This window comes from Streptomyces sp. NBC_01261, assembly GCF_036226385.1.
Taxonomy (GTDB): Bacteria; Actinomycetota; Actinomycetes; order Streptomycetales; family Streptomycetaceae; genus Streptomyces.
The window spans coordinates 7,836,153-7,862,324 of record NZ_CP108463.1 but is presented as its reverse complement, the minus strand read 5'-3'; the positions used below and the strand labels follow the sequence as shown (position 1 = coordinate 7,862,324).

The 26,172-nt window shown below is 70.8% G+C and carries 24 protein-coding genes; 17 read left to right on the top strand and 7 right to left on the bottom strand.

The features are described 5' to 3' along the window. Positions 1-23 precede the first annotated feature (23 nt). The 7 genes from sucB to OG226_RS35015 all read left to right on the top strand — a co-directional run bounded on the left by sucB (position 24) and on the right by OG226_RS35015 (position 9,200). The gene (gene sucB, locus OG226_RS35045) at positions 24-1,850 is read left to right on the top strand and encodes a 2-oxoglutarate dehydrogenase, E2 component, dihydrolipoamide succinyltransferase (protein ID WP_328683808.1); all 1,827 of its coding nucleotides are present in this window, start codon (positions 24-26) and stop codon (positions 1,848-1,850) included. A gap of 666 nt (positions 1,851-2,516) precedes the next feature. Beyond that, positions 2,517-3,140, top strand: a complete 624-nt coding sequence (locus OG226_RS35040) for a GntR family transcriptional regulator (RefSeq protein WP_327404646.1) — start codon at positions 2,517-2,519, stop codon at positions 3,138-3,140. Positions 3,141-3,415: 275 nt separating this feature from the next. Beyond that, a complete protein-coding gene (gene aceE, locus OG226_RS35035) occupies positions 3,416-6,127 on the top strand; it encodes a pyruvate dehydrogenase (acetyl-transferring), homodimeric type (protein ID WP_328683807.1) in 2,712 nt (903 codons plus the stop codon). A 233-nt stretch (positions 6,128-6,360) separates the two neighbouring features. Continuing rightward, complete coding sequence (locus tag OG226_RS35030; RefSeq protein WP_328683806.1) at positions 6,361-7,344, top strand: helix-turn-helix transcriptional regulator; 984 nt, start codon at positions 6,361-6,363, stop codon at positions 7,342-7,344. A 78-nt stretch (positions 7,345-7,422) separates the two neighbouring features. Then, on the top strand, positions 7,423-7,944 hold the full coding sequence (locus OG226_RS35025; protein ID WP_019065398.1) for a DUF4240 domain-containing protein: 522 nt from the start codon (positions 7,423-7,425) through the stop codon (positions 7,942-7,944). A gap of 67 nt (positions 7,945-8,011) precedes the next feature. Beyond that, positions 8,012-8,539 (top strand): carboxymuconolactone decarboxylase family protein, encoded by a 528-nt coding sequence (locus tag OG226_RS35020; RefSeq protein WP_328683805.1) that lies wholly within the window; start codon positions 8,012-8,014, stop codon positions 8,537-8,539. A 181-nt stretch (positions 8,540-8,720) separates the two neighbouring features. Next, the gene (locus OG226_RS35015) at positions 8,721-9,200 is read left to right on the top strand and encodes a hypothetical protein (protein WP_328683804.1); all 480 of its coding nucleotides are present in this window, start codon (positions 8,721-8,723) and stop codon (positions 9,198-9,200) included. Between the two features lie 152 nt (positions 9,201-9,352). Here the strand turns inward: OG226_RS35015 and OG226_RS35010 are convergent, their stop codons facing one another. Further along, positions 9,353-9,583, bottom strand: a complete 231-nt coding sequence (locus OG226_RS35010) for a hypothetical protein (protein ID WP_328683803.1) — start codon at positions 9,581-9,583, stop codon at positions 9,353-9,355. Positions 9,584-10,240: 657 nt separating this feature from the next. Beyond that, positions 10,241-11,083, bottom strand: coding sequence for a DUF397 domain-containing protein (locus OG226_RS35005; protein WP_328683802.1), 843 nt, complete (start codon positions 11,081-11,083; stop codon positions 10,241-10,243). 113 nt (positions 11,084-11,196) lie between these two features. Between OG226_RS35005 and OG226_RS35000 the strand changes: the two genes are divergently transcribed. Together OG226_RS35000 and OG226_RS34995 are read left to right on the top strand one after the other, a co-directional pair. Beyond that, positions 11,197-11,535 (top strand): ATP-binding protein, encoded by a 339-nt coding sequence (locus tag OG226_RS35000; RefSeq protein ID WP_329351110.1) that lies wholly within the window; start codon positions 11,197-11,199, stop codon positions 11,533-11,535. Between the two features lie 56 nt (positions 11,536-11,591). Continuing rightward, on the top strand, positions 11,592-12,722 hold the full coding sequence (locus OG226_RS34995; protein ID WP_329351109.1) for a lipid II:glycine glycyltransferase FemX: 1,131 nt from the start codon (positions 11,592-11,594) through the stop codon (positions 12,720-12,722). Positions 12,723-13,280: 558 nt separating this feature from the next. Here OG226_RS34995 and OG226_RS34990 read toward each other — a convergent pair. Beyond that, on the bottom strand, positions 13,281-14,093 hold the full coding sequence (locus OG226_RS34990) for a peptidoglycan recognition protein family protein (protein WP_329351108.1): 813 nt from the start codon (positions 14,091-14,093) through the stop codon (positions 13,281-13,283). A gap of 188 nt (positions 14,094-14,281) precedes the next feature. On the opposite strand from OG226_RS34990, the gene OG226_RS34985 reads away from it, so the two are divergent. Next, positions 14,282-15,466 carry a MarP family serine protease gene (locus OG226_RS34985; RefSeq protein ID WP_328683799.1) on the top strand — a complete coding sequence of 395 codons (1,185 nt, stop codon included), beginning with the start codon at positions 14,282-14,284 and terminating at the stop codon, positions 15,464-15,466. 13 nt (positions 15,467-15,479) lie between these two features. On the opposite strand, the gene OG226_RS34980 is transcribed toward OG226_RS34985, so the two are convergent. Next, entirely contained in the window at positions 15,480-15,968 is a 489-nt protein-coding gene (locus OG226_RS34980) for a GNAT family N-acetyltransferase (RefSeq protein WP_329351107.1), read from the bottom strand. 73 nt (positions 15,969-16,041) lie between these two features. On the opposite strand from OG226_RS34980, the gene OG226_RS34975 reads away from it, so the two are divergent. Beyond that, the gene (locus tag OG226_RS34975; protein ID WP_329351106.1) at positions 16,042-16,938 is read left to right on the top strand and encodes a TIGR01777 family oxidoreductase; all 897 of its coding nucleotides are present in this window, start codon (positions 16,042-16,044) and stop codon (positions 16,936-16,938) included. A gap of 200 nt (positions 16,939-17,138) precedes the next feature. Beyond that, positions 17,139-18,845 carry an FAD-dependent oxidoreductase gene (locus OG226_RS34970; protein ID WP_329351105.1) on the top strand — a complete coding sequence of 569 codons (1,707 nt, stop codon included), beginning with the start codon at positions 17,139-17,141 and terminating at the stop codon, positions 18,843-18,845. A 77-nt stretch (positions 18,846-18,922) separates the two neighbouring features. On the opposite strand, the gene OG226_RS34965 is transcribed toward OG226_RS34970, so the two are convergent. Further along, on the bottom strand, positions 18,923-20,359 hold the full coding sequence (locus tag OG226_RS34965) for a regulator (RefSeq protein WP_328683795.1): 1,437 nt from the start codon (positions 20,357-20,359) through the stop codon (positions 18,923-18,925). 284 nt (positions 20,360-20,643) lie between these two features. Between OG226_RS34965 and lipB the strand changes: the two genes are divergently transcribed. From lipB to OG226_RS34945, 4 genes are all read left to right on the top strand, one after another. Continuing rightward, complete coding sequence (gene lipB / locus OG226_RS34960; RefSeq protein ID WP_328683794.1) at positions 20,644-21,441, top strand: lipoyl(octanoyl) transferase LipB; 798 nt, start codon at positions 20,644-20,646, stop codon at positions 21,439-21,441. Between the two features lie 105 nt (positions 21,442-21,546). Further along, a complete protein-coding gene (gene lipA, locus OG226_RS34955) occupies positions 21,547-22,512 on the top strand; it encodes a lipoyl synthase (RefSeq protein ID WP_327404627.1) in 966 nt (321 codons plus the stop codon). A 262-nt stretch (positions 22,513-22,774) separates the two neighbouring features. Further along, a complete protein-coding gene (locus OG226_RS34950; RefSeq protein ID WP_328683793.1) occupies positions 22,775-22,975 on the top strand; it encodes an SCO2195 family GlnR-regulated protein in 201 nt (66 codons plus the stop codon). A 90-nt stretch (positions 22,976-23,065) separates the two neighbouring features. Further along, positions 23,066-23,773 carry a DUF4191 domain-containing protein gene (locus OG226_RS34945; RefSeq protein ID WP_043682242.1) on the top strand — a complete coding sequence of 236 codons (708 nt, stop codon included), beginning with the start codon at positions 23,066-23,068 and terminating at the stop codon, positions 23,771-23,773. A gap of 133 nt (positions 23,774-23,906) precedes the next feature. Here the strand turns inward: OG226_RS34945 and OG226_RS34940 are convergent, their stop codons facing one another. Then, on the bottom strand, positions 23,907-24,308 hold the full coding sequence (locus OG226_RS34940; RefSeq protein ID WP_329351104.1) for a hypothetical protein: 402 nt from the start codon (positions 24,306-24,308) through the stop codon (positions 23,907-23,909). A 332-nt stretch (positions 24,309-24,640) separates the two neighbouring features. Here OG226_RS34940 and OG226_RS34935 point away from each other — a divergent pair, with 332 nt between their 5' ends. Continuing rightward, positions 24,641-25,213, top strand: coding sequence for an FG-GAP repeat domain-containing protein (locus OG226_RS34935; protein ID WP_329351103.1), 573 nt, complete (start codon positions 24,641-24,643; stop codon positions 25,211-25,213). A 16-nt stretch (positions 25,214-25,229) separates the two neighbouring features. Here the strand turns inward: OG226_RS34935 and OG226_RS34930 are convergent, their stop codons facing one another. Next, positions 25,230-25,739 (bottom strand): flavin reductase family protein, encoded by a 510-nt coding sequence (locus OG226_RS34930; RefSeq protein WP_328683790.1) that lies wholly within the window; start codon positions 25,737-25,739, stop codon positions 25,230-25,232. Between the last annotated feature and the right edge of the window lie 433 nt (positions 25,740-26,172).

Sequence of the window (26,172 nt, the reverse complement as noted above, 5' to 3'; positions counted from 1 at the left end):
ATTCGTAAGGAGCAACCGAAACCATGGCGGTTTCCGTAACCCTTCCGGCGCTCGGTGAAAGCGTCACCGAGGGCACTGTCACCCGCTGGCTGAAGGCCGAGGGCGAGCGAGTAGAGGCCGACGAGCCGCTGCTCGAAGTGTCGACCGACAAGGTCGACACCGAGATCCCCTCCCCCGTCGCCGGTGTGCTGGCCTCCATCAAGGTGGCCGAGGACGAGACCGTCGAGGTCGGCGCCGAGCTGGCCGTGATCGACGACGGTACCGGCGCTCCCGCCGCTGCCCCGGCCCCGGCCGCCGAGCCCGAGGCGGCTCCGGCCCCCGAGCCCGCTCCGGCCCCGGTCGCCGAGGCCCCCGCGGCTCCGGCGCCCGCCCCGGCCGCCCCCGCCGAGGCCCCTGCCGCTCCGGCGGGCGGCGCCTCCGGTACCGACGTCGTGCTGCCCGCACTGGGCGAGTCGGTCACCGAGGGCACCGTCACCCGCTGGCTGAAGGAGGTCGGCGAGGAGGTCGCGGAGGACGAGCCCCTCCTGGAGGTCTCGACCGACAAGGTCGACACCGAGATCCCCTCCCCGGTCGCCGGCGTCCTGCTGGAGATCCTGGTCGGCGAGGACGAGACCGCCGAGGTCGGCGCCAAGCTCGCCGTCGTCGGTGCCCCGGGGGCCGCTCCGGCGGCTGCCCCGGCCCCCGCCGCCCCGGCGCCCGCTCCGGCGGCTGCCGCTCCGGCTCCGGCCCCCGCGCCGGTGGCCCCCGCGGCTCCGGTCGCACCGCCCGCCCCTGCTCCGGCGCCCGCCCCGGTCGCCGCCGCTCCGGCTCCGGTCGCCCCCGCCGCCCCGGCCCCCGCGCCGGTCGCGGCTCCGGCTCCGGTGGCCCCGGCCGCTCCGGCGCCCGCCGCCGCGCAGGCGACGGACGACGGCGCGTACGTCACCCCGCTGGTGCGCAAGCTCGCCTCCGAGAACGGCGTGGACCTGGGCTCCGTCAAGGGCACCGGCGTCGGCGGCCGTATCCGCAAGCAGGACGTCATCGCCGCCGCCGAGGCGGCGAAGGCCGCCGCGGCGGCCCCGGCTCCGGCAGCTGCCGCCGCTCCGGCCGCCACCGCCTCTGCCAAGAAGGCCCCCGTCCTGGAGGCCTCTCCGCTCCGCGGCCAGACCGTCAAGATGCCTCGCATCCGCAAGGTCATCGGCGACAACATGGTCAAGGCGCTGCACGAGCAGGCGCAGCTGTCCTCGGTCGTCGAGGTCGACATCACGCGCCTGATGAAGCTCCGCGCCCAGGCGAAGGACTCCTTCGCCGCCCGCGAGGGCGTCAAGCTCTCCCCGATGCCGTTCTTCGTGAAGGCGGCGGCCCAGGCGCTGAAGGCCCACCCGGCCATCAACGCCCGGATCAACGTCGAAGAGGGCACGATCACCTACTTCGACACCGAGAGCGTCGGTATCGCGGTGGACTCCGAGAAGGGCCTGATGACCCCGGTCATCAAGCACGCGGGCGACCTGAACATCGCCGGTATCGCCAAGGCCACCGCCGAGCTCGCGGGCAAGGTCCGGGCGAACAAGATCACCCCGGACGAGCTGTCCGGCGCGACCTTCACCATCTCCAACACCGGTTCGCGCGGCGCGCTCTTCGACACGATCATCGTGCCCCCGAACCAGGTCGCGATCCTCGGCATCGGTGCCACGGTCAAGCGCCCGGCGGTCATCGAGACCGAGGAGGGCACGGTCATCGGCGTCCGCGACATGACGTACCTGACCCTCTCCTACGACCACCGCCTGGTGGACGGCGCGGACGCGGCCCGTTACCTGACGGCGGTCAAGGCGATCCTGGAGGCAGGCGAGTTCGAGGTCGAGCTCGGCCTGTAACCGACTCGCCGGCCACCTGGCCTGTTGTTTTGTACGGTGCCCCCGTTCCGGAAATTTCCGGGCGGGGGCACCGCGCGTTTCCCGGGCGCGCGGCAGGTCGTTCGCCGCTCGGCATCCCGGGCGCGCGGCACGTCGTATGCCGCTCAGTGTCCCGGCGCGCAACGCGTCGTATGCCGCTCAGTGTCCCGGCGCGCAACGCGTCGTATGCCGCTCGGCATCCCGGGCGCGCGGCACGTCGTATGGCGCTCGGCATCGCGGCGTACGATCCCGTCGGGTGCCGGCGCCGGTGTGGCCGCCGGGCGCGGCGCACGGCCGACCCCGGCCGACTCGGCCGAACTCCCGGGTGCCGTCCGGTCTCACGAAGACGCGGGCGCCGCCGGAGCCGGGGTGCCGACCATGATCCGTAGCCGCGCGGTGCCGATCCGACCGCGCGCCGGAGTGAGCGCCGGTCGACAGCCGGTGACCCCACCGCTACCGGCCCGGGACCCCGGGCCCCGCTTCGAACTCCCCGGTTCATCGCGCCCCGACACCCCGCAGGGCACCCGCGCCTACCGTCCCACCAGCGTGTAAGTCTCGTCTCACCTGCATGAAAGCGCCCCCGTGCGCCCCTCCCGAGCGGGCGTACGGCCTTATTGTCTAAACGTCAAACGCCCTTAAGGAGCTCTCATGACCGCGCCCGTCGTCCACTCGCTGCGCGAACAGATCCGCGAGCACATCGTGGAGGGGATCGTGAGCGGCCGTTGGAAGCCGGGCGAGCGGATCGTGGAGCGGCGGATCGCGACCGAGCTGGAGGTCAGCCAGACGCCGGTGCGGGAGGCGCTGCGCGAGCTGGAGTCGCTGCGGCTGATCGAGTCCGCGCCGAACAAGGGCGTACGCGTCCGGAACCTGACCGCGGCCGACCTGGAGGAGAGCTACCCGGTGCGGGCAGGTCTTGAGGCGATCGCGGCCGAGCTGGCGGCCGGGAAGCTGGCCGAGGACTGCTCGGCGCTCGAACCGCATGTCGCCGCGCTCTACGAGGCCGACCGCGACGCGGACGGCACCGGCCAGGTCCGGCACACCGTCGGCTTCCACCGCGAACTGGTCCGCGCCGCGGGCAACTCCGTGCTGCTGCACACCTGGGAGGGCCTCGGCATCGAGGTGTTCACGGCGCTGTCGATCCGCTGGCTGGGGACGGTCCAGCAGTCGTACGCGGAGGAGCACGAGGAGCTGGTGGCCGCGTTCCGGCGCCGGGATCCGCGGATCGCGGAGCTGGTGAAGGCGCACGTTCTGGGCTGCGCCCCGCGCCCGTGACGCAGCCGAGCGCAGCCATGCTCACCTGCGAAAACTCCTCGGAAACCGGCGAAAATCACGGCACCCGGTGCCCCGGCAAAAGGCACGCCGTGCCGACTTTCTCGTAATCAAGATATTTTGCCCGGGAACCTTTGATCGATCATCGATCAGGGAGTTACAGTCACCGACGGGCTCCTACAAGAGCCCGCCGCCCTGTCCTGCCAAAGACCAAGGGCACCCCCCCGAAATCCCCTTGCCGATGAGGGAACCCCCCTTCGACCGAGGAAGGCGGCGTTATGACCGACCCCTACGCCATCCAGCCGAGCGAGCTCGACCAGCTCCCGGACCGCGACCCCGAGGAGACCGCCGAATGGCAGGCCTCCCTGGACGCCGTCACCAAGGCTGCGGGCCCGCACCGTGCCGCGTACCTGATGCGCCGCACGCTGGAGCGCGCGGAGGGCAACGGCCTCGCGCTGCCCAAGCTGCTTGAGACGGACTACGTCAACACCATCCCGACCGCCGCCGAGCCGTCCGCGCCCGGCGACGAGGCGCTGGAGCGCCGGATCACCGCGTGGAACCGCTGGAACGCGGCGGCGATGGTGACCCGGGGCGCGAAATACGGCGTCGGCGGCCACATCGCGACCTTCGCGTCTGCGGCCTGGCTGTACGAGACCGGCTTCAACCACTTCTTCAAGGGCAAGGAATCCCAGGAGGCGCCCGGCTCGGGCGACCAGCTCTACATCCAGGGCCACGCCTCCCCCGGCATCTACGCCCGCGCCTTCCTCGACGGCCGCCTCACCGAGGCGCACCTCGACAACTTCCGCCAGGAGGCGGGCGGCAACGGTCTCCCGTCGTACCCGCACCCGCGCCGCCTGCCCTGGCTCTGGGAGTTCCCGACGGTGTCGATGGGCCTCGGCCCGCTGTCGGCGATCTACCAGGCGCGCTTCAACCGCTACCTCACCGCGCGCGGCATCAAGGACGTCTCCGAGTCGCACGTCTGGGCCTTCCTCGGCGACGGCGAGATGGACGAGCCCGAGTCGACGGCGGCCCTCGCCCTGGCTTCCCGCGAGGGTCTGGACAACCTGACCTTCGTCATCAACTGCAACCTCCAGCGCCTCGACGGCCCGGTCCGCGCGAACTTCAAGATCGTGCAGGAGCTGGAGGCCCAGTTCCGCGGCGCCGGCTGGAACGTCATCAAGTCCCTGTGGGGCAACGCCTGGGACGAACTGTTCCGGCTCGACACCACGGGCGCGCTCGTACGACGCCTGCGCGAGGTACCGGACGCCCAGGTGCAGACGTACCAGACGCGTGGCGCCGCCTACATCCGCGAGGACTTCTTCGGCAAGGACCCGGCGCTCGTCGAGCTGGCGAAGCTGCTGAGTGACGACAAGATCCTGGAGTGTTTCCACCTCTCCCGCGGTGGTCACGAGGCGAGCAAGGTGTACGCCGCGTACAAGGCGGCCGTAGAGCACAAGGGTGGCCCGACGGTCATCCTGGCGCAGACGGTCAAGGGGCACACGCTCGGCGCGGGCTTCGCGTCGAAGAACGCCAACCACCAGATGAAGAAGCTGTCGACGGACGAGTTCAAGCAGATGCGTGACCTGCTCGAACTCCCCATCAAGGACAGCGACTTCATCGACGGAGTCGTTCCTTACGGCCACCCCGGCGCCGACTCCCCCGAGGTCCGTTACCTCCAGGAGCGCCGCGCGGCCCTCGGCGGCCCGGCCCCCTCGCGCCGCACGCACGCGCTCGCTCCGCTGCCCGCCGCCGCCGACAAGACGTTCGCGTCCTTCGACAAGGGCTCGGGCAGCCAGAACGTGGCGACGACGATGGCGTTCGTACGGCTCGTCAAGGACCTGGTCCGCGACAAGGAGACCGGCAAGCGCTGGGTGCCGATCGTGCCGGACGAGGCGCGCACGTTCGGTATGGAGTCGCTGTTCCCGTCCCTCGGGATCTACTCCCCCAAGGGCCAGACGTACGAGCCGGTCGACCGCGACCAGCTCATGTACTACAAGGAAGCCAAGAACGGCCAGATCCTCAACGAGGGGATCACCGAGGCCGGTTCGATGGCGGACTTCATCGCCGCGTCGACGTCGTACGCGACGCACGGCGAAGCGATGATCCCCTTCTACATCTTCTACTCGATGTTCGGCTGGCAGCGTACGGCCGACCAGATGTGGCAGCTCGGCGACCAGCTCGGCCGCGGGTTCCTGGTCGGGGCGACGGCCGGTCGTACGACGCTGACGGGTGAGGGTCTGCAGCACGCGGACGGTCACTCGCCGGTGATCGCGGCGACGAACCCTGCCGCGCTGTCGTACGACCCGGCGTTCGCGTACGAGGTCGCGGCGATCGTGCGTGACGGCATCCGGCGGATGTACGGCGAGGCGGCCCCGGGCGAGGACTCGAACGTCTTCTACTACCTCACCGTCTACAACGAGCCGATCCCCCAGCCCGCCAAGCCGGCCGGCCTCGGCATCGACGAGGGCATCGTCAAGGGCCTGTACCGCTTCAACACGGCGGAATCGGCGGGACTTTCGCCGGCTGCCAACGCGGCGCGGATCCAGCTCCTCGGCTCCGGTACGGCGATCCACTGGACGCTGAAGGCGCAGCGGTTGCTCGCGGAGGAGTGGGGTGTGGCGGCCGACGTGTGGTCGGCCACGTCCTGGACCGAGCTGCGGCGGGACGCGCTGGACGCGGACGCGGCGTCGCTGCGGGGCGAGGAGCGAATTCCGTACGTGCGGCAGGCGCTGCAGGGCGCCGAGGGTCCTGTCCTCGCGGTCTCCGACTACATGCGCCAGGTCCCCGACCAGATCGCGCAGTGGGTCGAGCAGGACTGGTCCTCGCTGGGTGCGGACGGGTTCGGTCTGTCGGACACGCGGGATGCGGCGCGTCGGTACTTCGGGGTGGACGCGGAGTCGATCGTCGTGGCCGCGTTGGCGCAGTTGGCGCGGCGTGGGGAAGTGAAGGCTACGGCGGTCAAGGAGGCGCGGGAGCGGTACGGCCTGTAGGGGCTGTTTCTCGCCCCCGCCGCCCCTACCCGTCCCATCCTTCCGGGGCTCCGCCCCGGACCCCGCTCCTCAAACGCCGGAGAGGCTGAAATTCAGCCCCTCCGGCGTTTGCCCTTTCAGCCCGTCCGGCGTTTGAGGACGAGGCCGTCCAGGCCGGAGGGGGGTCTGGGGGCGCAGCCCCCAGGGATGGGACGGGTAGGGGCGGCGGGGGCGAGATACCTCATCATGAAGGCATGCGTGCTGCCCGTCTCATCAAAATGGTGCTGCTGCTTCAGTCCAGGCACTCGATGACCGCCGCCGAACTGGCCCGCGAGCTGGAAGTCTCCGAGCGGACCGTCACCCGGGACGCGCAGGCACTGTCGGAGGCGGGCGTCCCGGTGTACGCGGACCGAGGGCGGGCCGGCGGGTACCGGCTCGTCGGCGGGTACCGGACCCGGCTCACCGGGCTGGGCCGCAGCGAGGCGGAGGCGCTGTTCCTGAGCGGGCTCCCGGGGGCGTTGCGCGAAATGGGGTTGGAGGACGCGGCCTCCGCAGCCCGGCTGAAGGTGTCCGCGGCGCTGATGCCCTCCCTGTCGGACGCCTCGCACGCGGCAGCCCAGCGATTCCACCTCGACGCCCCTGGCTGGTTCACCGAGCCCAAGACACCCGAACTGCTCCCCGCCGTAGCGGACGCGGTGTGGGACGACCGGAGGACGGTCGCACGGTACCGGCGCGCGGACTCCGACGTGGAACGAGAACTGGAGCCGTACGGACTCGTCCTCAAGGCGGGTGTCTGGTACCTGTGCGCGCGGGTCGCCGCCGACCCCGATTCCTACCGGGTGTACCGCATCGACCGGTTCACAGCGGTGGAGCCGGGCGCCGAACGCTTCGTACGGGACCCGGATTTCGATCTTCCGGCGTTCTGGGAGGAACGGGCCGAGCAGTTCGCGAGGTCGATCCTGCGCGCGGAGGTGGTGGTGCGCCTGTCGGCGGACGGCGCGCGGAGGCTGCCGTACGCCGTCGATCCGGTCGCCGCGCGGGAGGCGCTGGACGTTGCGGGCGGCCCGGACCCCGACGACGGGTGGGTGACGGTGACCCTGCCGGTGGAGTCCGAGGAGGTCGCCCACAGCCAGCTCGCGGGACTCGGCCCGGACGTGGAGGTACTGGCCCCGGAGAGTCTGCGGGCACGTTTCACGAGCGACGCGCTACGGCTCACCGCTCTGTACCACCGCCCATAACGATCTGCCCCGCCCCAGGTGACAATCCGCTGCACTCCACGTGCGCGCCACCCCTCCAGGCCCGATGCTTGACCCGTGATGGACGAGACGGAGTTCTGGGAGTTGGTGGACGCCACCCGCGAGGCCGCCGAGGGCGACCCCGAGGAGCAGGCCGACCTGCTCGTCGACCGGCTTCTGCTGCTGGACCCGGAGCTGGTCCTGGACTTCGCCCGGCATTTCGAGGCCCGTTACAACCGCGCGTACACCTGGGATCTGTGGGGTGCCGCGTGGGTGCTGCTGGGCGGGGCGAGCGACGACGCGTTCGACTACTTCCGGTGCTGGCTGATCGGCCAGGGCCGTGAGGTGTACGAGGGTGCCGTGCACGACCCCGACTCGCTGGCCGACCTCATCGACGACTTCGACGAGGAGATCGACGGCGACGGTGAGGAACTGGGGTACGCGGCGGACGAGGCGTACGAACAGCTCACCGGAGCCGTCGCCCCCGACCTGGGGATTCCGCCGGCGCCCGCGGAGCCGCTGGGCGCACGGCTCGACCTGGAGAACGAGGCCGTGCTGGCGGAACGGTTCCCGAAGCTGCGGGAGAGGTTCCAGGAGGAGTGAGCACGAGTGAGTGGGGTACGGCGATGGTGCCCCGTCCGTCGTCCGACCAGATCCCAGTGAGGTCACCGTGGCTCGAATACCGTTCCCGGAGCGTTCCGCCGAAGCCGTGGACGCGCTTCCCACCCCGCTGAACGCGTTCCGCATGCTCTCCCACGCCCCTGATCTGACAGGTCCGGCCATCGAGTTGGGCATGGGCGTGCTCGGGTCGTCGATACCGGTGCGGTTGCGCGAGCTGGTGGTGGTGTCGGTGGCGGCACACACGGACTGCGCCTACGGGATCGTCCAGCACCGCCCGATCGCGCTCCACGCGGGGGTCACCGTCGACCAGTTGGCGGCGGTCGTCGAACTCCGGCGCGAGGAGGGCGAGTTCGACGAGGTCGAGTCGGCGCTGCTGACGGCGACGGAGGAGCTGCTGAGCCAACACACGCTGGCGGACGCCACGTTGGGCACACTCCGCAAGCATCTGACCGACCGTCAGGTGGTCGAACTGATCACTACGGTCGGGTACTACACAATGCTCGCCGGCCTCCTGAACGGCCTGGGCGTGGACATCGATCCGGTGGGCGAGAAGTACCTGGGCATGGGCCGCGGCTAGGGACTGTCCGGGCCCCGCCCGCATCTGTGACGGCACATCGACTCCTGTGTCACAAGGGCGTCTTGATGTGGTCCCGCTCGGAACTTCCTCCTGACCGTGGGTCTCCTATGAGACAACAACGCCCTTTCACCTTGGGCGAGTTGACGGACAAGTGCCGCCCACAGTCACCCCCGGAGGGGTCATGTTCCCGATCGTTCGCCCGCGTTCGATGGTTCTGCTCGGTGCCGCCCTCATCGTCGTACTGATCGGCGGGGCGGTCGGCGCCATGCTGCTGGTCGGAGAGCAGGCCGAGGGCAAGGAACTCAACGACCCGGATCCGCAGGCCGTCAGCACGGTCACCGTCTGCTCGGACGTGAAGGTCCACGCGTGGGTCACGATGAACGTCGGGACGGTCGCCAAGCCCGACGACAAGTTCGTCGACTACGACGTCGACGCCACCCGCCACGACCACGACCCCTTCGGCCCCACCCTGGCCAAGGGCTGCAACAGCGCGGCCGGAGCCTTCAACTCCCGGATGCAGTTCAGGGCCCCCGGCCTGAACAAGGGCCGCCCCCTTTATGTGACCGCGCCGGCCGACCGCCGACACGTCCTGGTCCTCCGCCTCACCCAGCACACGGACGGCACGGTCACCAGCACCCAGGAACTGGTCGCCGCCCGCTGACGGGTTCGGCGCCTTCGTTCGGGTCGCCGACAGCGTTGGGGGGCTGGTTCATCTCCGAGAACTCGCCCCGGCGCGGGTTGGCTCTCTCCCGACGCCAGGTCTCATGAAGGCGAGGCCTCGGCCCAACCCGCTGAACCCACACGGTCACAGCACTAGGCGGCACTCCGGCGACGGGTCGAGTCCGTCGAGATGTAGGCCTGCGTCTGGTCGGCCCGTACCGCGTGGTGCATCGGGGCCGCGTTGGCCTGGTCGAGTGCGGACGCCGTGACGGCGGCCGGGCCGAGGATCACGGTCGCGACCGCGCAGACCACCGCCCAGGGGCCGCGGGCGGACTTGGCCCAACCGGCCGACTTCTCCGTGGTGTTGGTGTGACTGCTGTTCATTTTCCCCACCTCCAGTCAGTGCGTGTGCATGACGATAGAGAGGTTGTTTCGGTGGACCCGGTGAGTTGCCTGCGAGAAACCTGTGAGCCTACGGCGGCCGTGGTCAGGCGCGCAGCGGCGGCAGATGCCCGTACGAACACCCCGTGGCAACGGGTCACGGCACTCCCCGCACTCCGCCAGGGTCTCAAGCCGGTACTGGACGAGGGCGGTCGGGGAACGCACGGGGTGGGGGTGCGGTCGCCGAGCCGGGCAAGGAAGTTCGCGGCGCCCGTCTCCAACTCACCTGGCGGCGCCGGCTGGTTGGGGGTGTCGTCCTCGGTGTTCTCGCCCAAGGGGTATGCGCCGACGGCCTGGTCGGCCCCGAACGCGGTGGCAATCTCTTCCTCCAGTTGCCGCCGGGCCTTGCGGACGGCAAGGCGGCCTTCCGGCATCTTCTCGCCGATGGACTGCACGGCCTCCGTCGATCCCTCGGGGAGGGACAGCACCCACTGGAGGAGTCGAACGGCGGTCCCGTTAGGCCCTCAGATTGGTGTTGGCGCACCGCTGAGGGCCGCTCCGTTGCCGGACCCTGCCGAGGGGACCCTCTCCACAGAAATGTGACACTTCGGGGCGGAGTGTCACATTTCTGTGGCCCACCCTCCTGGGGCCGGTCGTGAGTCACTTCCCGCTGGCGAAGCCGACGAACGCCGCCCACTCGCCCAACGAAAACGCCAGCGTGGAACCGGACTTGGCCTTCGAGTCACGAACGTGGACCATGGGTCGGGCTGGTTCCAGGGCGACTTCGAGGCACTGCCCACCGGCATCCCCGCTGTAGCTGGACTTGAGCCAGGTCAGATCTGCGGTGCCAAACCGCTGGAACATCGCGCTGACTTCTTCGCGATCTTCGATCACCAGGCCCCCGGCTTGACCTTCAACGCACGCGACCCACTCCCGCTTGGGAGTCTCCAGCAGCGTCCACCCACCGTCGAACCCAGCGTGGGCCTCAACGTCCGTCGGCATCACCTGAATCGAGATGTTCCGCTTCTCGCCGAGTTCCAGCAACCGCTCCAACTGCCCTTTGAGAACCGACCGTCCACCGATCGGCCGCCTCAACACCCACTCCTCGATGACCAGAGCCAGAGACACGGGCGGCACCCGGGTGAGCAGCGACTGCCGTGCCAATCGGGCCTGCACACGGTGCTCGATCGTCTCGTCGTCCAACACCGGCACTCGCACGCTCAACACGACCCGCGCGTAATCCTCCGTCTGCACAAGCCCCTTGATGACGTGGGTGTCGTACGACCACAGACTGACCGCCTCCGCCTCCCTCTCCACATAGTCGTCGAACCACGACGGACACCTGCGCCGCTCCAGATGCTCCGCCGCCGCATCGATCGCCACCTCTGCATGCAGGAACTCCCCTGCCCGCGCGATGAATTGCAGGCTCGGCATCCGCTCGCCCCGCTCCACCATGGCCACCTGCGACGCCGAGTACCCCACATGCGCCCCGAACATCTTCATGCTCGAAGACCCCTCGACACCGTCCTGCACAGCCAACCCCCTTGCCCGCACACTCCCTCGTGCGCTTCCGGAAGTCCTGTTCAGGCTCGCCACACATCACCCACCGTGAGGGCATGTACACCGTCCGGGAGCAGCTCACCGCCTGGGGGTACCCCGAACTCGCCGACGGCGCGACGCTCTGCGTGACGGAGATGCTCGCCAACGTCCACCGGCACGTGAAGTCCCCGGCGTGCGAACTACGCCTCCGCACCCTCCCGGAAGGCGGGGTTCGGGTGGCCGTCGCCGATCGTTCGCCCGAACTGCCCGTCTGGTACACCGAACCCGACTGGGATACGGAGAGCGGACGGGGCATCTTCCTGATCGCAGCCATGGCGAGCCAGTGGGGCGTCACGCCCAGGCAGGGCCGACGCGGCAAACAGGTGTGGGCGGAGTTCACAGCAGTGAAGTCTTGACCCGCCCGGTGAACCCCGGCTTACGGTGGCCGCCGCCGAACAGGAGCGTCGTGCCCATGACCAGCCCGTACGTGAAGGGGATCACCCGCGAGGAACACCTCGCCCATCTCCGGCTGCACCCGGACGCGAGCCATCTCCAGATCCCCGAGTGGGCCGACGTGAAGCCCGACTGGACGGCGGAGAGCGTCGGTTGGTTCGAGGGGGACGCGCTGGTCGCCGTAGCGCTCGTGCTGTACCGGGCGTTCCCCGGCACCGGACGCTGTCTCGCCTACCTCCCCGACGGCCCGGCGATCGACTGGCACAGCCAGCGTCCGGAACGGTACCTGGACCCCCTGATCGCACACCTGGAGAAGGAGGGCGCGTTCTCCGTCCGCATCGGCCCGCCGCTCGTCGTACGCCACTGGGACGCGGCCACCGTCGCGGCGGGCGTCGCCGACCCCTCCGTACGGCATCTGCGCGACCTGCCCACGGACGGCATCGACGGTTACGCGCTGGACGCGGCGGAACGGCTCCGGCACCTCGGATGGCGGCGGTGCAAGGAGGAGGACGGCAGCGGATTCGGCCTCGGCCAGCCGCGCTACGGCTGCCAAATCCCCCTGACCGGCCGGTCGGTGAACGAACTGCGCGCCGCCCTCTCCCCCCACTGGTTGCAGTCCTTGCAAACCGCCGAGGCCGGCGGCGTCGGAGTCTTCTGGGGCTCGGCCGAAGACCTGCCCGCGTTCCACCGCCTGTACCGGGCTACAGCTGAGCGTGACGGCTTCAAGCCCCGCCCCCTCGACTACTTCCGGCGCATGTGGCAGGCGTTGAACGCCGAGGAGTCCGACCGCCTGCGGATCTACCTCGCCGAGTACGACGACGAGGTCCTGTCCTCCGCCCTGATGATCAGCACCGGCCCCCGCGTCTGGCACTCCTACCCCGCCTCCGGCCGCCGCGGCCGCGAACTCCGCCCCAGCAGCCTCCTGTTGTGGCGCATGCTCTGCGAGGCCCTGGACTCCGGCGCGGACACCTACGACCTCCGCTCCATCACCCCGTCCCTGACAGCCGACGACCGCCTCGTCGGCCGCCTCCTCTTCAAAACTGGCGCGGGCGGCCGAGCAGTGGAGTACCTCGGCGAATGGGAACGCCCGGTAGGAACCCAAGGCAAGGTCCTACAACGGGCGTTGAGCGTCTACCTGGCCCGCAGATAGAAGCGCCCCCTGAGCCTTGGACGGCGGCGCAGCCGCCTTCAAGGGGCCCGGGGCTGTCCCGATTTGCAGCTCCGCCACGTGGGCGCACCCGGGACCCGACCGAGCGGGGTCCAGGGGCGCAGCCCCGACCCTCAGAGGCGCGGGGCTGTCCCAATTTGCAGCTCCGCCGCGTGGGCGCACCCGAGACCCGACCAAGCGAGGTCCAAGGGCACAGCCCCGACCCTCAGAGGCGCGGGGCTGTCCCAATTTGCAGCTCCGCCGCGTGGGCGCACCCGAGACCCGACCAAGCGAGGTCCAAGGGCACAGCCCCGACCCTCAGGGGCGCAGGGCTGTCCCGATTTGCAGCTCCGCCGCGTGGGCGCACCCGGCACCCGACCAAGCAGGGCCCAGAGGCACAGCCCCGACCCTCAGAGGCCCGGGGCTGTCCCGATTTGCAGCTCCGCCGCGTGGGCGCGCCCGGGACCCGACCGAGCGGGGTCCAGGGGCGCAGCCCGGACCCTCAGGGGCGCGGGGAACTGCGCGACCAGCCCCCACCGGCCCGCACCCGACACTCGCCCTTCAACGCCCTTGCAATCGCGCCGCCACCTCCCGAACCTCCGGGAGACGGGCCAGGAGCGCAGCACCGGGACAGCTCGTCATATAGCCGTCCTTGTGCCCCGCCAACGCGGGCAGCACCGCCGTCGCACCACTGGCATACCGGCTGAGGCTGTTGCTGGACACGAGCCGCGCCTTCGCCCGCGGGTCCACATCCGCGAGCCCCAACTTCCACGCGGCCAGCGCCGCGATCGCATCGGTCATCACCTTCGGCACCGCCATCCCCGCCGTGAACGTCCCGATCGCCGCGATCCCCGCCGTACGGTGGTTGAACCCCTGGGTGTGCGCCCCGGTGACGGCCCGGCCGACACCCCCCGCCCGCCCCTCGTAGATCGTCCCGCAGTGGTCGACGAGGAAGTTGTACCCGATGTCGTCCCAGTCCCGGACCCCGGTCTGGCCGGCGTACAGGTAGCGGATGATGCGGGGCGCGTCCGCGCAGTCGTACCCGTTCGGCGAGTCCGTGTGGTGGACGAAGACGGCGACGACCTTGTCGTCGTAGCGCGGCGGCGGCTGCGCGTGCCGGGAGAGGGCGTCCAGCCAGGCCGAGCGCGGCACGATGCGCGGCTTGGGCGCGGCGTGCCGGAGGGCTGCCGGGCGGGCCGCGACCGGCCGGCGTACGGCTGTCGTCGCCTTGTGGCCGATGCCGTTCGCACACAGGGCCAGCACCAGGACGGCGGCGAGACCGGGCAGGCAGGCCAGCAGAACGACCGCCGCGCGGGGTATTCGTACCCGGGGCCGTCGTCTTCGTGCACCCGGCGTTCTTCTCAGGACACGCATGATCACACTCTCGGCCGGAAACACTCAGCCCGCGATGTGTGCTGTGCCACCCGGTGGAACCATCGTCCTGGTCCGGCACGTTTCTGGGGGTACACGCACGCGTGATCGGTTCCCTGGGGCCACGCGCGCGTGACTGATCAGTGGGCCCGTTCCTCGCGTACTAAGGGTTCCGAGAGAAAGGCGGCTCCGTGGACCTGCTCGACCTGCTGTTGTTGCTGGTGATCCTCGCCTACGCGGCGTCCGGCTACCGGCGCGGCCTCGTCGCCGGATGTGTGTCGCTCGCCGGGTTCGTGGGCGGTGCGGTCATCGGCGTGTGGGTGCTGCCGTGGGTGATGGACCTGGTGACTCCGGGGACGACGACGGCGACGGTGACCGCCGTGCTCACCGTGCTGACCCCGGCGGTGGTCGGGCACGAACTGGCGGGGCGGCTCGCGCTGAAGCTGCGCAAGGAACTGGACCAGGGGCCGCTGCGGGTGGCCGACGGGATCGGCGGGGCCGCGGCGAACTCGGTGGCGGTGATGATCGTCGCGTGGGTGGCCGCGAGCGTGCTGGGCGCGTCCTCGTCCGCGACGGTCACGACGGCGATCCAGGACTCGAAGCTGCTGGGCAGCGTGCAGAAGCTGATGCCGGACACGACCCCGACCTGGTTCTCGCGGGCCACCTCCGCGCTCACCGAGGCGGGCTTCCCCCAGGTCTTCAACCCGTTCGAGAACGAGTCGACGGCCGAGGTCGCCAAGCCCACCGGCGACAGCGTCACCACCGCCGCGACGAACGCCGCCAAGCTGAGCACGGTCAAGATCGAGGGCTCCTCGGGCACCCAGGGCCGCGAGGGCAGCGGCTTCGTGTACGCGGCGCAGCACGTGATGACCAACGCGCACGTGGTGGCCGGCATCGACGACCCGACCGTCCGCATCGGCGGGGTCGGGCGGTCGTACGAGGCACGGGTGGTCCTCTTCGACCCGCAGAAGGACGTCGCCGTCCTGTACGTGCCGGGGCTGTCCGCGCCCGTGCTGCGCTTCGACACCAGCGCCGCGCGCGGCGACTCCGCCGTCGTCGCCGGCTATCCCCAGGACGGCGACCTGAACCTCCAGGCCGCGACCGTCGCCAACCGGGTGAACGCGACCGGCCAGAACATCTACAGCAACGGGACGGTCACCCGCGAGATCTACTCGATCCGCTCCACGGTCCGCCCCGGCAACTCCGGCGGCCCCCTCCTGACGACCGGCGGCAAGGTCTACGGCGTGGTCTTCGCCCGCTCCACCTCGGACAACGAGACGGGGTACGTGCTGACGGCCGACGAGGTCTCCGGGGACGCACAACGGGCGGCGACCGCCACCGCCCAGGTGGACACGGGCGACCTGGTCACGTCGTAGATCACGCCCTACGTCAGAGGGCGCGGCCCATGAGGACGTCGTCGACGTACTTCCCGTCGAGCAGGAACTCCTCGGGCAGTACGCCCTCGACGGCGAAACCCTCGGCCTCGTAGAGCTTCCGGGCCGGGGTGTTGTGTCCGAGCACGCGCAACGTGAGCCGGCGTGCGCCCCTGCGCCGCGCCTCCTCGACGGCGGCCCGGATCAGCGCCCGGCCGACCCCGTGCCCGCGCGCCTCGTCGGCGACGGCGAGCCCCTGTATCTGCCGGACGTGCGCGTTGCAGGCCAGCTCGGTGGGAAAGGCCAGCCGGATGTACCCGACGATCCGGCGGTCCAGCTCGGCGACCAGATGGTCGTCGGGCGCGTGCCGGGCGTCGAAGAAGGGGGTGTACGGCGGCTGCGGGCGGGGCATGACCGCGTGCAGGTGGGACCAGGTGACGCGGTCCAGTGCGCCGAGTTCCTCGTCGTCGTCGGGCAGGGCTGTGCGTATGTTCGGCTCGGACATGTGGGCCAGGGTACGGCGGGGTCGGCGTGGTCCTCATGGGGGTTTTATGGATCAACGGGGCAGGATGGGCGCCATGGAACGCTCGCGAATCGCGGTGACCGGCGCCTCCGGTCTCATCGGCAGCGCACTGGTCCGGTCCCTGACCGCCGACGGGCACGAGGTGGTGCGCCTGGTACGGCACCGCGCCCGGAGCGCGGACGAGGTGTGCTGGGACCCCGAGGGACAGTACGTGGACGCGGCCGGACTCGACGGGTGCGACGCCGTGGTCAACCTGGCCGGTGCGGGGGTCGGCGACCACCGCTGGACGGACGACTACAAGAAGACCGTCCGCGACAGCCGCGTCCTCGGCACGGCGGCCCTCGCGGAGGCCGTCGCCGCGCTGGACCAGCCGCCGCGGGTGTGGGTGAACGGCAGCGCGATCGGCTTCTACGGAGAGACCGGCGACCGTGCCGTGGATGAATCGGCGCCTCCTGGGGACGGCTTTTTGCCGTCGCTGTGCGTGGAGTGGGAGGAGGCCACCGCACCCGTGCGGGAGGCGGGCGTGCGGACGGTGTTCGCGCGGACCGGGCTGGTCGTGGCGCGTGAGGGCGGGGCGTGGGCCAAGCTGTTCCCTCTCTACAAGGCGGGCCTGGGCGGGCGGTTCGGGAACGGGCGGCAGTACTGGTCGTTCGTCGCGCTGCACGACGAGGTGGCGGCGATCCGGCACCTCATCGACACGGACGGGCTGTCCGGCCCCTTCAACCTCACCGCGCCGAACCCGCTGACGAACCGTGAGATCTCCGCGGCCATGGGGCGCGTGCTGCGCCGCCCGTCCCTCTTCACGGTGCCGGCGCCCGCGCTGAAGCTGGTCCTCGGCGAGATGTCGGGGGATGTGCTGGGGAGTCAACGGGTGCTGCCGAAGCGGCTGTTGGAGTCGGGGTTCACGTTCGCGTTCCCGGAGATCGAGGGGGCGATCCGGGCGGCGCTGTGAACGCCTGAGACCTCGGGGCGTCCGATGATGCCCGATGATGACGCTCGGCGACCGTATGCGACCGCCGTGCGACCGTGCCCTGCGTATGCGCGACTGCCCTTGACCGATCACGGCCCTAACCTCGACCCGAACTCGGGTATCCCTGGAGGCTGTTGGGGGCATGACGACTCCACCGGCCGCGCAACCTCTAGGAGGGGCACGTGCTTGAGCCCGCGTACCAGGCGGACGTCGTCGTCGTGGGAGCCGGGGTCGCCGGACTCGCCGCGGCGCATCGGCTGATCAGCGCAGGAGTAACGACCGCAGTCCTGGAGGCCGCCCCTTACGTGGGGGGCCGTATGTCGACCGAGAAGGTCGACGGGTTCCGGCTCGACCGGATCGGACAGTTCCTGTCCACCTCGTACCCCGAACTACGCCTCACCCCGGGCCTCGACGCCCTGGTGCTGCGCCCCTTCGCACCGGGGGTCCTCCTCCACAGCGACGGCCGCCACCACCACGCGGGCACCCCGGCGCCCGGAGGGAGCGCACGGGGCGCATTCCACGCCGTACGCGCCCTGGCGAGCGCCCCCAGGTCGGGGACGGTACGGAAGGGTCCACTGTGGGGCGGGCCGATGACGCGAGGGCGTGGGGGCGTCTCATGGGCCGCGGCGGCACCAGGGGGCAGGGCGACACTTGGGGACCGCACGGAAGGTGCCTACGGGGACGGGGCCGGACCGGACCAGGCCGCGACCCGGGGCGCGCTCAGGGGCCGGGCGGGTTCTTCCTGGGGTGGTCCGGCGCTCAGGGACCGAGCAGGCTCGACCTGGGGCGGTCTCGCGTCCAAGGGCCGAACAGGTCCCTCCTGGAGCGCGCTGACGCCCCGGAACCGGGCGGACTCCTCCTGGGGTGGCCCCGCGTTCAAGGACCGGTCCGCGGTCATCCCGGGTTCCTCGACCGTGCCCAGGCCCCGCTCCACCGCCCCCCTCGGCGGCCCCGTCGACCAGGCACGGCTCGGCACCGCACTGACGCGCCTCGCGGGCACGCCCGTCGAACGCCTGCTGTCCCGGCCCGAGTTGGCCGCCGGGCAGGCGCTCGCGGCGCGCGGGGTGCCCGCGCGGACCATCGGCGGGTTCCTGCGCCCGCTGCTCGCCGCGCTGCTGTGCGACCCGGAGTTGACGACCTCCAGCCGGTGCGCGGACCTCGCGCTGCGGGCCTTCGCGGGCGGGCGGCTGTGTCTGCCGGAGGGGGGCGCGGAGATGCTGCCCGAGGTGCTCGCCGCCGCGCTGCCGCCGGGCACCGTGCACACCGGCGTGCGCGTGACGGCCGTATCGACGACATCGGTGACCACCGCCGAGCACGGCGAGATCCGCTGCCGGGCGGTCCTGGTCGCGACGGACGCGCGCGCGGCGGCAGAACTCCTGCCCGGCCTGCGCGTACCGGACTTCCACCCGGTGACGGTGGTCCACCACACGACCGACGACCCGCCCACGACCGGACCCGCCCTCCTCCTGGACTCCGACCGCGGCGGCCCGGTCGCCCACACCGCGATCGTCAGCGAGGTCGACCCGAGCCGCGCACCGGCCGGCCGCGCCCTCGTCTCCTCAACGGTCCTCGGCCCTCCCCCACCGGACGTCGAGACCGCCGTACGCATGCATCTGTCCCGCCTCTACGGCACCTCGACCACCCGCTGGGAAACCCTCGCCGTCCACCACACCCCCACGGCGGTCCCCGTCATGCGCCCACCGCACGATCCACGGCGCCCCGTACGCCTGTTGGCCGGCCTGTACGTCTGCGGCGACCACCGGGACACGAGCACGGTCCAGGGGGCCCTGCACTCCGGCCACCGGGCATCGTCCGCGATCCTGACGGACCTGGGCGCGGCAGGTTCGATGCACATGGCCGACCCTCTGCCAACAACCCAGGCCGCCTGAATTCCCTCAGGGGCGCGGGGAACTGCGCGGCCGGCCACGACGGCGCCGCGCAGTCCCCACTCACAGCCACCCGTGCCTCACCCGAACGCGGCGACCTTGTCGCGATACCCCCGCACCGGCGCCGCGTCCTTGTACGGCTCAAGCCGCCGCTCGAAGTCCCGCACGTACTCGACCGCGCGGACCGACCGCATCTCCACGGCCTGCCCCGCCGCCTCCGCCCCCAACGCACAGGCCTGATCAAGCTCCCCGAGCCCGAGCCGGGCGGAGGCGAGAACGACCCGGCAGAACAACCGACTTCGGGCAAAGGCAGGCGCCCGCAACTGCAGGGAACGTTCTGCGTGTTGGGCAGCCGCCCGGAACTGCTGAAGATCCCGATGCGCGTGCCCGAACTCGTCGGCGAGCTGCGCCTCGTCGAAGAACCGCGCCCAGTACGGCACTTCGTCCCCCGCCCGCGCCGTCTCAAGGGCGCGCTCGGCCCGCACGAGCGCGGACGTGCACGCCCGCACCTCCCCCAGCACCCCGTGCGCCCGCGCCTCCACGGAGTGCAGCAACGACTGCACGACGGGCGGCGCGCTGGTCCCGACCCCCTGCTGGGCGACCCGCGCGAGTTGTACGGCCTCGCGCCCGTGCCCGAGGTAGACGGCCTGCCGGCTCATGGTCATGAGCACGTACGAGCCGTAGGCCCGGTCCCCGGCGGCCTGCGAGAGCCGCAGCGCCTGCACGAAGTACCGCTGCGCGAGCCCGTGCGCGGCGATGTCGTACGACGTCCAGCCCGCGAGCCGGGTGAGGTCGGCCGCCGCCGCGAACAGGCGCCGGCCGGTCTGCTCGCCGTAGGTGCCGCGGAGCATCGGCTCGGTCTCGTGCTCCAGGTAGCGCACGAGGGCCTGCCGGGCGTGGCCGCCGCCGTAGGCGTTGTCGAGGGTGCGGAAGAGTTCGCCGACCGAGCGGAGGGCGGAGATGTCGCCGCCGGTGACCTTCTGGCCGGGGCCGCGCTCGCCCTGGCCGCGCTGGCGGGGTACGGCGGGGCGGCCCTGCGGGGGCACGCGGTTGGCGGGTTCGGCGCGGCCCACGCGGTCGTCGGCGCGGCCGATGAGCCAGTCCCGGCTGGGCACCACGAGCCCGGCCGGGGTGAAGGCGATCTTGCGGAGCTCGGCGTGGCTGCCGGAGTCCTTGCGCCACAGCCCGCTGACGATGTCGACGGCCTCCTCGGGGGTCGCGGCGAATTCGAGCCCGGCGTACACCGGCGCACAGGCGTCGAGCCCGAGGTCCTGGGCGGTCAGCCGGCGCCCGAGCCGGCGGGTGAAGACCTCGGCGATGAGGGCGGGCGTGGTGCCTCTGGGCTGCTGTCCGCGCAGCCACCGGGTGACGGATGTCTTGTCGTATCTGAGATCGAGTCCGTGCTCCAGACCGAGCTGGTCCACGCGACGGGCGAGACCTGCGTTGGAGAACCCCGCTTCTGCGATGAGCGCGGCGAGCTGACGGTTGGGAGTGCGCTGCGCGGGTCGTTCCGTCATCTGCGGTGCGGTCTCCTGCCTTTCGGGCCTCAACAGAGGCCGATGCGGCCACTGCCTGCCCGGATTGCCTGTGAGCAGCCCTTTTGGCCTCGTGAACGGCGCGAATGTAGCGGAGCGTAAGCATCCCGTCGCACATTCCGACGTGCATTCATCCGATCGTGTGAGGATTGGTCGTAGGGCTGACGGTCCCGACCGCCCGGCGGGCTGTCAGCGGTCGGTCGTACAGTGGCGTAGGCATGTTTCGTGCCTTACGACTCATAGGTGCTGCTGAGGAGGCGCTTGCCGTGGGTGAGTTGCGGTTCGTCCGGATGGGCTTCGGCGCGGAGGCCGTCGAGTACCAGGAGGCGTGGGACGAGCAGCGCCGGGTGCACGCGGCCCGCTTCGCGGACGAGGTCCCCGACACCGTGCTGCTCCTGGAGCACCCGCCGGTCTACACGGCGGGCCGCCGGACGCAGGACAACGAGCGCCCGCTGGACGGCACCCCGGTCATCGACGTCGACCGCGGCGGCAAGATCACCTGGCACGGCCCCGGCCAGCTGGTCGGCTACCCGATCCAGCAGCTGCCCCGCCCGGTGGACGTCGTCGCGCACGTACGACGCCTGGAGGAGGCGCTGATCCGGGTGTGCGCGGAGTTCGGCGTGGAGACCAGCCGGGTCGAGGGGCGTAGTGGCGTGTGGGTCCTGGGTGACCCGGTCGATCAACGTCCGTCGATCGGCGGGCTGTCCCTCGACTTCGACCCCCGCCTCCAGGACGAGGAGTTCGACCCGCGGATGAACGGCCCGGAGTACGCCCCGTCGAACGCCGGCCAGCGCCGCGAGGACCGCAAGATCGCCGCGATCGGCATCCGCGTCGCCAAGGGCGTCACGATGCACGGCTTCGCCCTGAACGTGAACCCGGACAACCGCTGGTTCGACCGGATCATCCCGTGCGGGATCCGCGACGCGGGGGTCGCCTCGCTCGCCGCCGAGCTGGGCCGGGACGTGACGATCGGTGAGGTGCTGCCGGTGGTCGAGCGGCACCTGAAGGACGTACTGGAGCACGCGGACCTGAAGCCCCGGGAGATCGAGAAGGCGACCGCCTGACCCGGGAATGTGACTTTGCGCTCTGAGGTTGGCCTCAAGGCGGGGGTCGGAAATCACGGGCGTACCCTGGTGTACGCCGAAGAATCGAAGCTACAGGGAGCCGATGTGTCCGCAGTCGCACCCGACGGACGCAAGATGCTGCGCCTGGAGGTCCGGAACGCCCAGACCCCCATCGAGCGCAAGCCCGAGTGGATCAAGACCCGGGCGAAAATGGGTCCCGAGTACACGAAGATGCAGGCGCTCGTGAAGAGCGAGGGTCTGCACACGGTCTGCCAGGAAGCCGGCTGCCCCAACATCTACGAATGCTGGGAGGACCGCGAGGCGACCTTCCTCATCGGCGGCGACCAGTGCACGCGGCGCTGCGACTTCTGCCAGATCGACACGGGCAAGCCCGAGGCCCTGGACCGCGACGAACCGCGCCGGGTCGGCGAGTCCGTCGTCACCATGGACCTTAACTACGCCACAATCACCGGCGTCGCCCGCGACGACCTGGAGGACGGCGGCGCCTGGCTGTACGCCGAGACGGTCCGCCAGATCCACCAGCAGACGGAGTCCCGCGAGGCCGGCCGCACCAAGGTCGAACTCCTCGCCCCCGACTTCAACGCGGTCCCCGAGCAGCTCGCCGAGGTCTTCTCCTCGCGCCCCGAGGTCTTCGCGCACAACGTCGAGACGGTCCCCCGCATCTTCAAGCGCATCCGCCCCGGCTTCCGCTACGACCGCTCGCTCAAGGTCATCACCGAGGCCCGCGACTACGGCCTGGTCACGAAGTCGAACCTGATCCTCGGCATGGGCGAGACCCGCGAGGAGGTCAGCGAGGCGCTGCGTCAACTGCACGAGGCAGGCTGCGAGTTGGTCACCATCACGCAGTACCTGCGGCCTTCCGTACGGCACCACCCCGTGGAGCGCTGGGTGAAGCCGCACGAGTTCGTCGAGCTGAAGGAGGAGGCCGACCAGATCGGCTTCTCCGGCGTCATGTCCGGCCCGCTGGTGCGCTCGTCGTACCGCGCCGGGCGGCTGTACCAGATGGCGATCGAGAAGCGCGGCGCGTACGTGGCCTCGCAGGCGGTGTGACCCCGCCCGGCCCCGGTCCGGCTACGGCTGTGTGAATTCGCGCACAAGTGGCTACTCATGGGTAGCACCGCGCTGGGACGCGGTCCTGACCGTCCTCCCAGTTGAGGACGTCCATCAGGGCCGCGTCAGCGTTTGGGCCCCACGCATCAAGGCTTCATTGGCGTTTGACCGGTCGGTCACGCCCTGGTAACACCGAACAGTGACACTGGGTTTACAGCACGTAGACCCATACCCAGAGCCGTTCCGAGGGGGGACCTCCACGATGCAGGCCGCGCCCGTCCGTGCCACCGCCATCCCGTCCGTCACCGACGCCCTGCGCGCGGTCGAGTCGCTGCTGCTGAGCAGCGGCCAGCGCACCGCCCGCCGCAACGCGTGGACCTCCGTCCTGGAGGACCGCCGCCGCGCCAAGGACCGGGTCGAGGCACAGCTCGTCCTGGAGCAGTCCCTCACCGCGCACTCCTGAAGCCCCACGCTCCGAAGCCCCACACTCCGAATCTCCACCCTGCGGGCACCGCCGTCGTCGGCGCTCCCGCGGGCACGTAGACTTCCCCGCATGGCGAGGAAGGACACGACAGCGGAAAACGCTGCGAACCCCGGGCGACTCAAGCAGATCGCTCTGACGTACAAGATGACGCGCAAGGCCGACAAGACGATCGGTCTTGTACTCGCGGCTGTCGGAATTGCCACCTTCGGTGTCTTCCTCGCGATCGGCTTCTTGCTCGGTCACCCCATCTATCTGGGCATTCTCGGCCTGCTGCTCGCCTTCCTCGCGGCGGCGATCGTCTTCGGACGACGCGCCGAGCGGGCGGCCTTCGGGCAGATGGAGGGCCAGCCGGGCGCTGCCGCGGCGGTACTGGACAACATCGGCCGGGGCTGGACGACGACTCCGGCGGTGGCGATGAACCGCAGCCAGGACGTGGTGCACCGCGCGGTCGGCAAGGCCGGCATCGTCCTGGTCGCCGAGGGCAACCCGAACCGGGTGAAGTCCCTCCTGGCCGCCGAGAAGAAGAAGATGAACCGCATCGTCGCGGACGTCCCGGTGCACGACGTGATGGTCGGCACGGGCGAGGGCCAGATCCCGCTGAAGAAGGTCCGCACGACGATGCTGAAGCTCCCGCGCGTCCTGACCGGCCCGCAGGTCACGGCGACGAACGACCGCCTGCGCGCGATGGGCGACCTGATGAGCAACATGCCACTCCCCAAGGGCCCGATGCCGAAGGGCATGAAGCTCCCCAAGGGCGGCGGCGGCAAGGCCCGCTGAGCCCACGTACACCGCTAGCCATCCTCTCCGGCTTGGCAGTCCACAGCACGTCCCATACACACGCAGTGGGCCGGGCACCCTCAGACGGACGCCCGGCCCACTCGATCCCGCCTGCTTGTCGGCGGGCCATCCTCTAACCGAGCCGCCCCACAGGCACAGCCGCGTCCCCGTGCCACTTCTTGTGCACCCACAACCGCTCCCCGGCCAACTCGGTCTGCGCCCAGGTACCGGACAGGCTGCCGATCGCCGTGCCCTGCGGCAGCCGTGCGACGACCTTGGTCGGCTTCGCTCCGCCGAACCGCCCATACTCCAGCACCACGACACCCCGGTCGGTCGCAATCAGCACCCGCCGCGTCGTCAGCGCAGCGGCGATCACGGCCCCGGCCAGTGCGCCGAGTACACCCCCGAGCGCCCCGACCACACTCGACGCCCCTGCGGCGATGGCCACGGCCCGGACTCCGATCAGCCCCACCAGAGGAAACCCGCCCTGCGCCCAGGGATTGATCCCGCCCTGAGCGAGCAGAACCCGCTCCACACGCTCACCGGGTTCCAACAAACCCCGCGACCGTTCAACAACCCTGGCCAATATCTTCGCGGCCATAAAATGCCATCCAATCAATTAAATAAGGTTAAATCAGCCGATCTGGAATATCTCCGGCAGGAGTCGCGCAACCATCAAAAGGTCGCATTCACATAACCGCCGACACATCTGACGTCACCTGGAGGTGAGCGGCTGCGAAGGACTCCGGGCGAATTTGACGCCCCCGCCACGAAAGCCGACGGCCGGCCTCGCTCCGCACACTCATCCGACTCCTACAGACCCTGGCCCGGGGCGACGGTTACGGCAGCGTAGACGTCTCGGGGCGCATGTCGGTCCGGCTGCCCTCCGGATCCCCCGACCCCGCCGGCTTCACCCAGGTGATCCTCGGCGACTACAACCTGGACAGCCGCCCCGACCTGTTCGCCACCACCAGCGGCGGCGCCCTGTGGGCGTTCAGCGGATACACAGGGGCCACCTTCTCCGCCGCCACGCAGATCTCCGCCACGGCGTGGGCCGTACGCGACCTCGTGAGCATCGGCGACCACAACGCCGACGGCGAACCCGACCTGCTCCGGCGCTCGGGCTCGTCCGGGAACCTGTACGTCCGCTACGGCATCGCGGACAGCGGCGGCGGCTCGACCTTCGCGTCGCTCTCGACCGCGGCGGGTTCCCTCACCGGCGTCGACACGACATACGCCACCGGCTGGACCGAGACCGCGAAACCGACGCTCCACTTCTACGGCACCCCCGACGTCACCGGCGACGACATACCCGACATCTGGGCCCTCAACAGCGACGGCAGCGTCGACGTGTACACGGGCGGCAGCGCAGCGATCGGCACCGCCACGAAGGTCATCAGCGCGAACACCACCTGGTTCGCGAAGCTGGCCCTCGGCTGAGCCCCGCGCGGCCCCGTCAGGCCAAGGTCCTGAACCCCCGGTCGTAGTACACCATCGGGGACCCCTCCCCCAGTCGCACTCCCGTCACCCGGCCGATCAGGACCGTATGGTCCCCGGCCGGGTGACGTGCGTGGGCGGTGCAGTCCAGTTCGGAGAGGGCGCGGTCGACCGTGGGCAGGCCGTCGGGGCTGGTGCGCAGCCCGCCGGAGGCGAACTTGTCACTGCCCTTGGTCGCGAAACGCACCGCGAGCGGGCGGTGGTCCGGGGCGAGCACGCTCACCGCGAACCGGTCGCAGTGCCCGAACGACGCCGCCGAGTCGGCGGAGTTCGCCAGACAGACCAGAACCATCGGCGGCTCCAGCGAGACCGAGCAGAACGAACTGGCGGTGAAGCCGCGAGGGGTCCCGTCCTCACAACAGGTGGTGACGACCACGACACCCGAGGGAAAACGAGCCATCGCGGCCCGGAACTCCTCCGGCGCCACACCCACGCGTGCTTCTCCGAGTACTTCCTGACGCTCCGGCATGACGGTGCACCACCTGTCGGGCCTCACGGAGACCACCGCGGGTTCAGCAGCCTCGGGCCAGCCTCGGAAGCGGCTCACCGACAGTGATCGGGACCGCCAACCGGGTCCAGATCGACTATGCGGTCAGGGTCGTGGACCGGCAACCGGGGCGGGGCGGGGCGGGGATCGGATCGGGGCACCGGCGGTCGGGGCCGGGATCAGGGCCGGGGCCGGGATCAGGGCCGGGGCCGGGATCAGGGCCAGGATCGGGGCCGGAGCCGGAGCCAGCGCTCTGCCGGGAACCGAGCCAGCCCGGGGGCAGCGGCGGCCCGGGATCGGAGCCACGCCCAGGCCAGCGCCCTGCCGACGCCGGAGCCGACCCGAGGGCGGAGCCAACCCGACGCGGGAGCCGACCCGAGGGCAGAGCCAGCCCGACGCCGGAACCGGGCCAACG